The sequence below is a fragment of the Proteiniclasticum sp. C24MP genome (assembly GCF_043951855.1).
Classification (GTDB): Bacteria; Bacillota; Clostridia; order Clostridiales; family Clostridiaceae; genus Proteiniclasticum.
This window is the reverse complement of sequence record NZ_JBINJW010000004.1, coordinates 125,413-138,232: the sequence shown is the minus strand read 5'-3', so window position 1 is coordinate 138,232 and position 12,820 is coordinate 125,413. Positions and strand designations below refer to the sequence as shown.

The 12,820-nt window shown below is 41.3% G+C and carries 8 protein-coding genes; 5 read left to right on the top strand and 3 right to left on the bottom strand.

Going from position 1 to position 12,820, the window contains the following annotated elements; translation table 11 throughout:
* Window positions 1-184: 184 nt before the first annotated feature.
* The 3 genes from ACHAL6_RS05520 to ACHAL6_RS05510 all read right to left on the bottom strand — a co-directional run bounded on the left by ACHAL6_RS05520 (window position 185) and on the right by ACHAL6_RS05510 (window position 8,516).
* A complete protein-coding gene (locus ACHAL6_RS05520) occupies window positions 185-751 on the bottom strand; it encodes a sugar transferase (protein ID WP_395269246.1) in 567 nt (188 codons plus the stop codon).
* Between the two features lie 694 nt (window positions 752-1,445).
* Complete coding sequence (locus tag ACHAL6_RS05515; protein WP_395269245.1) at window positions 1,446-4,082, bottom strand: SH3 domain-containing protein; 2,637 nt, start codon at window positions 4,080-4,082, stop codon at window positions 1,446-1,448.
* Window positions 4,083-4,400: 318 nt separating this feature from the next.
* Window positions 4,401-8,516: a S8 family serine peptidase gene (locus ACHAL6_RS05510; RefSeq protein ID WP_395269244.1), complete on the bottom strand. Its 4,116-nt coding sequence runs from the start codon at window positions 8,514-8,516 to the stop codon at window positions 4,401-4,403.
* Window positions 8,517-8,973: 457 nt separating this feature from the next.
* Between ACHAL6_RS05510 and ACHAL6_RS05505 the strand changes: the two genes are divergently transcribed.
* The 5 genes from ACHAL6_RS05505 (at window position 8,974) to ACHAL6_RS05485 (ending at window position 12,734) form a co-directional block, all read left to right on the top strand.
* The gene (locus tag ACHAL6_RS05505; protein WP_395269243.1) at window positions 8,974-9,825 is read left to right on the top strand and encodes a hypothetical protein; all 852 of its coding nucleotides are present in this window, start codon (window positions 8,974-8,976) and stop codon (window positions 9,823-9,825) included.
* Between the two features lie 240 nt (window positions 9,826-10,065).
* A complete protein-coding gene (locus ACHAL6_RS05500) occupies window positions 10,066-10,323 on the top strand; it encodes a hypothetical protein (protein ID WP_395269242.1) in 258 nt (85 codons plus the stop codon).
* A 22-nt stretch (window positions 10,324-10,345) separates the two neighbouring features.
* Window positions 10,346-11,008 carry a prolyl oligopeptidase family serine peptidase gene (locus tag ACHAL6_RS05495; protein ID WP_395269241.1) on the top strand — a complete coding sequence of 221 codons (663 nt, stop codon included), beginning with the start codon at window positions 10,346-10,348 and terminating at the stop codon, window positions 11,006-11,008.
* Between the two features lie 220 nt (window positions 11,009-11,228).
* Entirely contained in the window at window positions 11,229-11,813 is a 585-nt protein-coding gene (locus ACHAL6_RS05490; RefSeq protein ID WP_395269240.1) for a sigma factor, read from the top strand.
* 177 nt (window positions 11,814-11,990) lie between these two features.
* The gene (locus tag ACHAL6_RS05485) at window positions 11,991-12,734 is read left to right on the top strand and encodes an NAD-dependent protein deacylase (RefSeq protein WP_395269239.1); all 744 of its coding nucleotides are present in this window, start codon (window positions 11,991-11,993) and stop codon (window positions 12,732-12,734) included.
* The last annotated feature ends 86 nt before the right edge of the window (window positions 12,735-12,820 follow it).

Below are 12,820 nucleotides of genomic sequence, written 5' to 3'. Positions count from 1 at the left end.
CCTGAAATTTCTCTTCTCAACCGACTTCAAGATTACACCTCTATCGATTACTATATGCGATTCCTTTGCAAATAAAAAGAGAGCCACACTCTCAAAAAGAGAATCAGTCAGGCTCCTCATATGGAGACAATATTCAGTTCTGATTATCCGAGACAAAAATGAATAGTCGATCTCCCTCAATTAATCATTTCCCCTGAAGTCTCAGAATTGTCATGAGCATGATGCGAATATCCAACCACAAACTCTGATTCTCCATATAGTAAGATTCAAATGCCACTTTCATATCCTGATCCGTTATCTGGCGGTCCTTCACCTGAGCCCATCCAGTAAGCCCAGGCTTTAACTGATCAATCCCAAGTTCTTTTCTTTTTTCCAGAATCCATCCTTCTGCAAGGATTAGCGGTCTTGGGCCGACAAAAGACATTTCACCTTTCAGAATATTTAGAAGCTGTGGTAATTCATCAATGCTTGTTTTTCTTATCAATCTTCCGATTTTTGTTGTGTGCTCTTTTGCATCTATGTCCTTTGCAGGCACAACAGGCGCATCCGTACTCATACTTCTGAATTTGTAAATCATAAATGGACTACTGTGCAGCCCCAGCCGTTCCTGTTTGAAAATAACAGGTCCTTTATCGGTGCAGTATATCAGAACTGCTACGATCAGGAAAACCGGAGATAGAATCAGCAGTAAAATCACGGACATAACAACATCAACAAGTCTTTTAATTTTTCTGTAATTATTTTTTGACATAGTACCTATCCTCATCAAAGTGAAAACTTCATTTTATTTTTTTGTGGCAACGACTCATTATATCGAAGAAATCAAATAAATTCATTAAATAAAACTGTATAATACTTTAAATCATCTGAAGAATCTTAATAGGTTATTCCTGTAAAATAATACACTTATAGAACTAATATACGTCACAGATGTGAATATCTTTTAAAGGAATGGCTTAACCCATAAATTAAAACTATTTTAAGCAGATTCTGCTCTTGTGCATCTCTTCTACCTTTTTACACTATTTCCCAGCTTACTTCATAAACCCCTGAGTAACAGGTTAAAACATAATCCATGAACTTCTTCTCAACATTCTAGTCTTTTTCATTATAAACCCGAATAGAGAAATAGTCATCCTAATATATCTTGTTAGACAGGTTACTCTATTCTACCTTGAGTCAATATGCATATTCCAACTAAGTTATCGTTTCATTCTAAGCCTTGTATTATGAACCTAATCATATCATCAATGGATGACGTAGATTTATGAATCTGATGCAAAAATAAAAGCCGATACAAACAAGTTTCATTGATTATATCGACTCTATTTTCTGCAGGAAATCAGGTTAATACCAGCATATTAATTTTTCAATGTCCGAATTTATCAGAGTTCGAATGATTCATCCTCAATCTAACAGTATGAGTCAAAGAGCAGCAATATTTACTATTTCATAAATGATGGAACCACAAATTTCAGTTCTTCATTGACACCCATAAGGTCAAACTGTTTTTTTATTGTGCTTGCTTGCTTATATGCCCATGCAGGGTCAGTAGCATACTGATGAACCATATTTCTGCTTAAATTGAACCTCATCTTGTACAAAGTGTTCTGACCGGCTTTCACTATATAGTTGTCTGCGATCCATTTGATGCCACCGGCGATGGCTTCTTCTGGACTGAACCATTTCAGCGTATATGCTCTTTGTGCACCCCATAGATTCGCATTACTGTCGTATGCACCGATGCCGAACATATTATAGACCAGTTTATCTTTGTCTTCTTCCGGAACAGGTGTCTGCTCGGAATTGATGTCTCCGAACTTCGCATAGATGACTTCCACCTTCTGACCGTTGGCCAATACTGAAGTTCCATTTCCTGTTTCAAGCAGCGTATGGGCTACAAGGTAGTAGGGATTTACTTTATGCTCAATGGCAGCAGCCAGGAATATCTCTCCTGTACCATCCAGTATGCCTTTCCCTGCGAGCATCTGATCCAGAATCTCCACAGTCACCGTAAACATGGATGGATCATAACCCAGGTCCAGGAACATGTATTTGTACGTATCGTGGTAGATAAAGTTAGAAGAATCCATGTTCTTCTTGAGATCCAACCATACAGCCAATCCGCTCCTACCTACTTTCAATGCGTTCTGATACTCTAGATCCACATAATCATTCAAAGTCTTACCATAGGCTTCAAAAGTGTAGCTGCCTGAGTTTGCCCCCTTCAGCATCACTGATGCGTACTCAGTTGAATTGTCATGTCCGACTACCTCAACTTTAACGGTATTGACGGGTTTATTAAGCAAAGCCTTCTGAAGCGTGAATGCATATCCACCATTTGTGATGTTCTCATACCCAGGATATGTACCAGCATCTGCCGTCAGTCCATACTCTGCCTGTCCTTTAAGAACTCCGTTCACATAGTAGTTCACAGCTTTTACCCCTTGAGGACTCAGAGCGATTCCAGTTACCTTTACATCTGTATCCGGAATCAGCTGCCCATCTGTAAACCCATCAATCTTCACAACAGAAGGTGCTTTTGTCATGGAGAAGGTATGCGTCTTTATGATTTTAGTATAATCATTTCCTGTGGCTGAAATAGTGATTTTATGGCTTCCATGGGAAATCACATCTCGACTGATGTTCGCTTCAAACCCCATATTACTAAGGTCGGGATATCCTTTATATTGCGTTTCAAGATCAGGACGGTCCTTTCTTGTCACTGCAATGACTTTATCATCCAGCATGACACTGAAATCCTGGACTCCGCTATAAGAAAGCACAATTCCACTGACGAGAACATCTTCATTCTCATAAGTCGCTTTAAGTTCGGAGACTTCCAGTACAAGCGGTAAAGGATCTGCGACGACATCTCTAACAAATGCAAGATACCAGGCGGCAAGATAACCTGTTTTACCGTTATACTCCGCATATGCCCAGTCGTTACTGTCAATACTGAACACTTTGACTTCTTCTCCTCTTGGTATGCTTCCAATGATGGAAGAGGAAATAGAAGGCGCACTTCTGAAATTCAGCGATGCGGCATCAACCTTATATATACTGTAACTTATTCCAGGTTCTGGTTGTGGTTCCGGATCTGGTTCGGGAATGATAACAGGCTTTTCATACAGTCTGACTTCGATGGCCTCTAATCTTTTTTCCTGACCAACTGTGCCTGATACAGCGCCATCTCTTGACCATGAAGACCATCCTATACCCTGAATATGGGTACGGTACTCTATACCATAGGTGTTTGAGATCTCACCCTCTAGCCTGACCTTTACTGCCTCCACACGTTTTCTGAGACCTGTAGTGCCACTAAGCGAATTGTCCCTGACTTCTTTCATCCATCCAAAGGACTGAACATGTGAAGAATAAACCACTGATCCGCTTGGAAGCGAATCTGAAAGCCTGATCTTAAGTGCTTCCATTCTTAACGCTTCTCCTTCTGTTCCACTCATGGCACCATCAGAGACTGCATCAAGCCATCCATATCTTTCAACATGAGAGGTATACACCACATTCCCTTCCGTTGTTCTTTCCATAAACGGAGTGTCTGTCAATCCACCGATGGAAGCACCTTTCGATACCAGTTTAACCTCAATGGCTTCCACTCTATAGGCATAACCGGCTGAACCTGATGCATGGCCGTTTTTCGCCCAATCCAGCCAACCGAACTTCTCCACATGAGTACGATAATATACATCATACTTATATGCATCTGAGCCTGTCAGTTCAATCTTAATAGCTTCCATTCTGAGTTTTCGCCCTTCCGTTCCAGCAAGCTCATGATCCGTTACATAGTCCTGCCAGCCGATACTCTGAACATGGGCAGTGTATCTCAACTGCAGATTGTCATTTCCTTCAACGGAAAGTTTCATGGCTTCCATCCGTAAGGCAGATTCTGTAGTTCCACTGGTCTCTCCATCCTGCACGGGTGAGGTCCATCCCAGCTTTTCTACGTGGCTTTCATAGCTGATTGTCGGTAAGGTTGCAGCACTCACATTGAAACTACTTCCTGAAAATACTATTACAAATAAAATTGCACTCAATATCAACACTCTAATTCTCTTTGTCATTTAGTCCCCCTAATCAATAACATAATCTCTACCATCCTAAAAATTAATCGTTCAAAAGTTCATTTAAATTAGGACTTATCTATACGAGTCCTAATTTATATACAATATTATCATAATTGCAGTTAAAACTAAACGGCTTACATCCAAGTCTTGGAAATTCACATATTTAGTTGGCTGAACGATCAAAACACAATAAACATATAATCATATTTTATGTAAAATCATTTGAAAAGGAGGTTGCTTATTTAATCTATATATTGAAAATATAAAATCCCTGGTAGCAGAATGAACTGCTGCCAGGGACTTTACCGTTTAAATTTATTTGCTTATAAATGGTCTGACAGTGCTACCAGGAGCAGGGGCACCCTTAGGTAGAACTAAGATTTTTATTGCTTCTAATCTCTTAGCTAAACCAGCAGTTCCTGCCTCTTCACCATTCTTAGCCCAATCAAGCCATCCATAGGTCTGAGCGTGAACCTGATAGTATACATCATAGAGCGCTGCATCTTCACCAGTCAGCTCTATAACTATTGCTTCAAGTCTCTTTGCTTCACCAGTAGTTCCGCTTTGTTCACCGTCAGCCACAAAATCAAGCCATCCATAAGTCTGCACATGAGTTTTGTATCTGACACCAAGCTTTTCATTACCAACAATATTGATATTGATTGCTTCAAGTCTCTTTGCTTCACCAGTGGTTCCACTTTCCTCGCCATCACTGACATATTCCTGCCATCCATAAGTCTGTACATGAGTTCTGTACTCAATTGACTGTTCCAGGACAACTGGCTCTGCCTTTGTTATTGTAACAGTCTTGGTTGTTTCATGACCAGCTCCATCAACGAGCAGGAACTCGAATGTGTTCTCGCCATCAACCAGTGTTACGTCATAATCAAACACCTTTTCTGTCTGTCCACTGATGACCAGGTCAGCTTCATACTTGAAGATCTGGCTGTCAGCTTCAAACAGTGTCAGGTATCCAAGGTTATCAGACATGGTCAGTCTGATGGTCGCCTCTGAAGAATTGGACTCTCTGTCTAAAACTTCTGCTTCAAGTACTGGAGCAGTCGTATCTACGTAGAATCTTCTTGCAAGACTTCCTTCAGCGCCATTTTCTGAAATCGCCTGAATGGTCATTTCCTGATATCCATCTTCAAGTTCAACATCTGCTGTATACTTGAATGCTGGCCCTTCGTATAATACGGAAGAATCATCAGGATGTAATACTGTTGCATTTTCCATGAATTCCAGTGTAGCTTCAACAGTTCCGTTGATCAGCACTTTTTCAAGGAAATTCACGTTTGTAACATATCCTTCAACATGTACTGTGCTTTCTGTGTACATTTCGAGAAGAGCAGGTTCCAGAATATAGATATATGGCTCTTCATCAAACGGAACATTCACTGAATAGCTTGCCATATTAAGAAGTGCGTCAGCCGCTACAACTTCGATTGTAGTAACATCAGGAGCTTCTTCTGGAAGTGTATAGGTATATGTATCTACTCCATCTTCAGCGTAGATGATTTCTTCGCCGATCATAAATGCATAGAGCCCTGAAGCCTCATCTGTTGCTTTGAATGTAAGGGTTCTTGTAGCTTCATCATAAGCTAAGAATTCAACAACTGGTGCGGTAAGGTCAACCGTTACAGGCATCTGATAAGTCTGGTATTCACGATCTCCCTGAATCTTTGCAGTGATTTCATAGAAATACTGACCTTCTTCAACCACTTCACCCTTGACAGTACCATCCCATAATCCATCTAGAATGATGGAATAAGGATTGTATCTTCCGCCATCAGTAAAGTCTTTTCTTTCGAACTGACTAGTATAGATGTTTCTGAGTACAGTACCTTCTGCATCAGTGACTCTGTAATTCACTTCTTCCGCATTTCTCATAAATGAAAGAATCGGGAAGGTGTGGTCTGTTCCTTCTGCAGCTCCGATTTCTGTACCAGGATTGATGAAGATTTCCTCTGACTCGTTAAAGTAGATTCCATCGTTATAAATCAAACCGAATCCTGAGAAACTAAAGTAGGAAGGTCCGAATGCGCTGCTTGTTGCTAGTCCATCTATGATGGCTGGTTCTGCCCAGTCTCCATAGAATCCAACGAATGGAACACTTACGGTAGGATTATTGTCGGCTGGGTCTACCAGTCTGACAAAACCTTCTACAAACATGTTTCTTGCAATAGAATCCGCTGAGAAGTCAACAGCAACTGTAAAGGAAGCAGTTCCATTTGCAGGAACAACCACTTCTTCAGGTGCATTTACAACTGCGTTTACATAGTCTGAATCCAGACCAGTTACAGGAATGCCGCCATAGCTTGCTACATAGTCCTTAAGAACTGTAGTATCAAGTGCATAAGTAAGTTCCACATCACTGTAGTTTCTTGCGGTGAATTTCATGGAGAAAGTCTTTGCGTCAAAGTCTCTCAGTTCAACCTTTGCTTCGCCTGTTACTGCGCTTTCCAGTGTGACTGGTGTTGTAACAGCTCCGAACAGATTCATAAGGCCTGAACCCTGTGATCTTGGAGACATTTCAACTTCATAGCTGTCATATACTGGTGTAGCTGTATTCATAAGAAGCTTTTTCACCATTTCGGATTTTTCCTTTGGTGAAAGGTTCGGGAACACTTCATCCACATATTCCATGACCAGCGCTGATCCACCAGCAACATGAGGTGCTGCCATGGATGTTCCACTCATGACACCATAGGAGTCATTGTTCATCGTGGAGAAGATCTGTCCGCCAGGAGCGGTGATTTCAGGTTTCAGTTCCAGTGTAGGTGTTGTTCCCCATGAAGAGAAATCAGACATCTGACCGGCTGCAGGATTGGCTACCTGTATGGTTCCTGTTTCGAAAGTCACAAGTTTTGTTTCCAGATTCATCATTTCCACACCAGCGGTGTTTCCGATGAATACTGCAGGAATGGTCAGACCTGCTGGATACTGCATGTTGATCAGATCATTTCCGCTGTTGTTGAATACGATGACGGCGATTGCGCCAGCATTCTTGGCATTGGTGATCTTCTCAGTAAATGCATAGGATCCTCTACTGATTAAAGCAACCTTGCCGGAAACTTCAGTCAGCTCTTCTGGTGTTCCAAGTCCGCCATAAACATATTCCAGATCTGCTGGAAGTGTTGCAGGGTCTGTAGGTCCTGCAAGTGTCATGGCCGCTTTCATTTCTACACCATCAACCATATAGGTGAGGTATCTAGCCTGCTGATTTGTATTTTCAACGGAAGCTACCTGCAGCGTTGGAGCGTTTAGTCCAGGTGCGCCTACAACACCCACATCAGGGTTTGCTGCCCATGGATAAGGTCCGTATGTTGTAGTATTTCCATAGTTGATTTTTCCGGAGTTACCTGCAGATACTGCAGCAACGATTCCATTGTCCACTGCGTTCTGAAGCGCAACGTTCTCAGCGGAATCCGCAACATAGAAACTTGCAGTTGATCCTAAACTCATGTTGATGACATCTGCACCAAGCTTGATGGATTCATCAATCGCCACAAGATAGATATCTGAGAAAGTGGTAGCATAGATCGGATCGTTGGAGAACACCTTCATAGCCAGAAGCTGTGACATCGGTGCGATACCTCTGATTCCGCCATTTTCCACATCACCGTTTGCACCAGCAGTTCCTGCTACGTGCATACCATGCATGGATGGGTCTGGTCCCTTGTCTATAACTTCATTATTAAGATCATAATAGTTATAGCCATAAGGTACTTTATTCGTGAAGTATTTACCTTTCAGTGCCAGTGCATTCACTTCAGATTCAGTAAGTGCAACTTCAGTTCCTGCTGGAAGAACCATATCTTTATGTGTGTAGTCAATCCCTGTATCAAGGATTGCCACAACCTGTTCTTCACCTTCAAATTCGAGCTGCCAAGCCTGTGATGCGGTTACCATGTCTCCACTTGTAACCATATCGATGGTTGTTTCTGGCTTCTCATATTCGTTTGCCAGATAAATCTTCTTTACGTTAGGAATTCTTTCAATGATTTCAATTTCGCTGAACTTTACAATTCCGCTGAATCCATTCATGGCAACAGTAAAACTGTTTTTGTACTCCATGCTGATGGATTTTGACTGAATTATATTTTTAACTGTCTGCTGTTCTGCCAAAAGATTTGTGGAAATCTGATTCTTTTCGCTTACAGAAAGCTGTTCATAGCTGATATTTCTTGATGAAGCGATCACGATCCCTGGTTTTGACTCCAGTTCCACGATGATACGTACTTCTTCCTGAGCATCAAAGAAACCATCAAGTGTATCTGATAATTTCCTGGATGTCAGTGATTCTTCATACTTGGCTTTCAGCTCTTCCACTAAAGGATTCGTGTCAGCAAGTGCCTGTTTCGGAACAAGAGCTCCAGAAAAAGCGAGTAAAAACGCAAGTACTGCTACCGAAAATTTCTTGATTTTCAAATTACTTCCTCCCTTTGAATGTATTTTCAACAACGTATAACCCCGATCCTCCTTTCAAATTAATAGTAATATTCGGACTATTATTAATTATAAGGTGAAGCTGAAATCATTTCAATAGAATTATTGCAAATTAGTTACAAAATTACACTTTGTGTAAATAATATGACAAAATCCGTCACATTTATTAAACGAAATCTAGAATTTCAAAAATTCTTAACATTTAATTTTCGATATATTCATAATGTGCTTTGACTATTAAAACAATTTACGATTTTATCTATAAATAGATAGTTGTCCTTCATAAATTTTTATCATTTTGTATGCAACATTTTTGAATAATGGGAAGTTTTTTAGCCGTTTTTCTGTTATCATAAAGTAAGAAGTCAGAATAATGAAACAAACTGACTTGTCGCTGCTACACAAAGTATGTTTCTTAATATAAAGGAGAGGAATTAGCATGAAAATTGATTTATCTAACCCACGCGTAATCTTAGCTAAGGAAATACGAGAAAAATTAAGAAACGTAGAATTCGAAGGACCTGAACTCATGGCCATGGCCGTTGGAGGTTCCGTTTCGAGAGGACAGGCAGACGCATTCTCTGATCTTGAGCTCCTGTGTTTCTGGGATATCTTCCCTGACACCGAAACAAGACATGCTCTTGTGGAAGCCATCGGGGCAGGACTGATCTTCCCCATCGATGATGATCAGAATGAAGACAATCTGATCCTGAAGGATATCCAGATTGACGTCATGCACAATACCGTAGACTACTACGACAACATGATCTCCGACGCATGGGAATTTCATCTGGCAGATTATCAGACTCTAGGTTTTCTTGATACCATCACGTATGCATATCCGCTCTTCGGAGAAGATATACTGAACGTATGGAAAGAAAAAACCAATGTTTATCCTAGAGAACTGGCCATCAATGTGATCTTCGACAATCTGGTGAAACTCCATAACGGAAACATCGAGCTTTTCATACAAAGAGATAATCCCACGGAGTTCTATGCTCAGATGGTCGCCATCCAGAGAAAACTGTTCAATATTCTATCCGCCATCAACAAATCCTATGCAGGTGGATATAAGTGGATGTATCCCGAACTGGAAAGCATGGAAATCGCCCCAGTGAACATCGCTGTACGATTCAAGCAGATGTTTGTGGAAAACAAATTTGAAGCGGTCGAAGATCTCTATGCACTGGTATTTGAAACACTATTCCTTGTCAAACACAACTTCCCGGAAATCGAATTCAATGTGGAAGAAACCTTTGACAAGTTCATGATCAAGAGGCTACCACTTTAATACACATGATCTTTCCTCAAGAAGTCCCTACAGACTAACTAGCAGTTCTGTAGGGACTTCCATTTTGCCTGAGATCTCTCTGCTATTACATTCCTTCTCTGATCCCCCTCTGCAGCAGCTGATCTTTTCAGAAACAATGACGCCATGGCAGACTGTACAAACCCATCGGAAAATGAGTATAATCTATTTGATGAGCTTTTAGCTGATACAATCCACTCTGCCGATGACGAGGTGAATGTTATGTTTGATTTCCTAATACAGTTATCTTTTATAGGACTCATGCTGCTTATGGGTCTCTTTGTATTCTATATGCTGTTTTCCTCAATCAGAAACTCCACAACGTTTCAGAAACTGAACCGTTTTACACTGCTGGCTGTGATATCAACCTTCATAGGGCTGATTTTCCTGCAATACAGTCTATTCAATTCACTGCTGGGTGCCATCCTGGTCCTTCTGCTGATCAGGATCTCCTATGTGATCTACATAGACGCTGAATGAACATGAAAAGGAGTAGCTACTCATGAAGAAAGAAACTTTTAAAACCACCATAACAGAGGAACTGACCCTCAGCTATCTTCTGGAACTTCCCAAGGAGTACACGCATGATAGCAGTGATGGCTTCCCTCTCCTTCTTTATCTCCACGGAATGGGGCAAAGAGGAAGCGATCTGGAGCAGCTTTATGACAACGGCATTCCAAAGCTTCTACAGGAAGGCAGAAATCTTCCCTTTGTAACCCTCATGCCCCAGTGCCCGGAGACCACTTTCTGGACCGAAGAATCCAGGTCCCTGAAACTGCTCGTGGATGATATCACTGGGAAGTACAACATCGATGCCAGCAGGATCTATATAACAGGACTGAGCATGGGTGGCTACGGCACCTATGAGATGCTGACAAGGTATCCTGACCTGTTTGCTGCAGGCATTCCCATCTGTGGGGGCATCGGCAGCATGTATGCACGCATGAATATGCCGGTACTGAAAGAGATCCCTCTATGGATCTTCCATGGTGAAAAAGATGATGTGGTTCCAGTGGGAGAATCCAGGGAAATCTACGGTTTTCTGAAAAGCATCGGACATGAAAATATTGACCTGACAGTTTACCCGGATCTGATGCATGATTCCTGGACAGCCACTTATGAGAACAGCGCTATCTATGACTTTCTTCTGAAATACAGAAAATGATCTTTTACGACAAAATAAATATGTTAATTTTATAACAATCACTTTATTCGGATAATAAAGTGATTGTTTAATTTTAGACAATTTATCGTATCTACAAATTTCGCTAATATACGTATAATTATTATCACTTTATATTATAATAGTAATAAATTAGCAATATGCTTTTGTTTCGAATCACGCATATTTAAATATTGCAGGTATAATTTAAATAGGAGGACGAATGAATGATAATATTTTTCTATTAGCGAAGAACGGAAATAAAGATGCTATAGAGCTCGTAATTAGTACGGTGAAGCCATTTATCTTCAAACAATGCGGTAAAATGAAACTTCAAGGATACGACTTCGACGATCTTTGCCAGATCTCTTATGAATCCGTAGTCAAGAACATCCCGAAAATCAAAAAGGACCATCTGGATACTGCACCTTCATTTCTGATGAAGTGCATCCATAACACACTGAAATATGAAGCCAGAAGAGCACTTTCAAAACCTGAAGCCGCCAGCATCGAGGCGGAAGACAAGGACGGAATCAGATATTCGGAGAAACTCGTCTCCGAGGATGACACCGAGAAAATATTCTTCCGGGATTATCAGAGCTCTGTTGTGAAAGAAGCTTATGCAAGCCTCAATCTGGAAGAAAAAACCATCCTGTCCTTCTTCATCACAGACCCCTATGGGGGGCTGAAGCGTTATTCTGAGCTCTATAACACGGATTATCGTAAATCCAGATATCTAAAGGATAAAACCCTAAAGAAAATGAAAACCTTCCTGGAGTCATCCAGTGATGATGATTTTGATCTTTAATTTCCGTCAGGGATAAGAAAAATTAGCAATGGCAAATTGTATCTGCATTTAAATAGAATTCAGAAACCTGGCGACGTCTCGCCAGGTTTCTGTTTATACCGGAACAGTAAACTCACAATGTCCATATGGATGATCTTTTATGCTCTGTGGTAAAATAGAAATGAGAGGAGCATTGCTATGGATAAAATACAGAAAATAGTGGAACTCATATTGAAAGCGGATCACATTGTCATTCTCACCGGAGCCGGTATGTCCACCGAATCAGGCCTCAAGGATTTCAGGTCAAAAGACGGACTGGCCAGCAGAACCTATGAAGGCTATTATCCCGAAGAAATCCTATCAAGAGATTTCTTCCATAAAGAAACCGCACTATTCTATCAGTACCTGAAAGAGAAACTCAATGTCACTGGAATCTCGCCCAACAAAGGACATCTGATTCTGGCCCAGTGGGAACAGATCAAAGACATCACCATCATCACACAAAACATCGATTCCCTTCATCAGAAGGCGGGAAGCAGTAAGGTCGTGGAAATCCATGGTACCCTTGCAAAGTGCACCTGCACCCGCTGCAAAACCACAGTTCTGTTGAAGGAAGTCCTGAGAAACGGATACCAGTGTCCCTGTGGCGGCATATACAAGCCAGACATCGTTTTATACGACGAGGAAGTGAATCAGATCGGGGAAGCATTCAGACTGGCCAGAGAAGCCGATCTCATGATTGTGTTAGGCACTTCTCTTAAGGTCTATCCTGCTGCCAGTATCCCCTCCGTCTATGGCGCAAGCCAGAAAGGGCTTGTCATCATCAACCGTGATGAAACGCCCCATGCCCATGATTATCGAGTCATTGAAATCAACGAGGGAATCGGAGCGACACTGGAAAAAATCAACAGACAGCTGAAGCGATCCCCCGCCCCAATATAAGAGATTACGGATTCCGGAAATCTGCCGAAAAACATGGCGGACTTCTGGAATCTTTGACTTTCCTTCCTGAATTCACCTGTAAGCAG

What these genes read in the sequence shown, in the direction of transcription:
- ACHAL6_RS05500 (WP_395269242.1), top strand. Translation starts at nt 10,066, where the DNA reads ATGTTTGATTTCCTAATACAGTTATCTTTTATAGGACTCATGCTGCTT.
- ACHAL6_RS05495 (WP_395269241.1), top strand. Translation starts at nt 10,346, where the DNA reads ATGAAGAAAGAAACTTTTAAAACCACCATAACAGAGGAACTGACCCTC.
- ACHAL6_RS05490 (WP_395269240.1), top strand. Translation starts at nt 11,229, where the DNA reads ATGAATGATAATATTTTTCTATTAGCGAAGAACGGAAATAAAGATGCT.
- ACHAL6_RS05485 (WP_395269239.1), top strand. Translation starts at nt 11,991, where the DNA reads ATGGATAAAATACAGAAAATAGTGGAACTCATATTGAAAGCGGATCAC.
- ACHAL6_RS05505 (WP_395269243.1), top strand. Translation starts at nt 8,974, where the DNA reads ATGAAAATTGATTTATCTAACCCACGCGTAATCTTAGCTAAGGAAATA.
- ACHAL6_RS05515 (WP_395269245.1), bottom strand. Translation starts at nt 4,082, where the DNA reads ATGACAAAGAGAATTAGAGTGTTGATATTGAGTGCAATTTTATTTGTA.
- ACHAL6_RS05520 (WP_395269246.1), bottom strand. Translation starts at nt 751, where the DNA reads ATGTCAAAAAATAATTACAGAAAAATTAAAAGACTTGTTGATGTTGTT.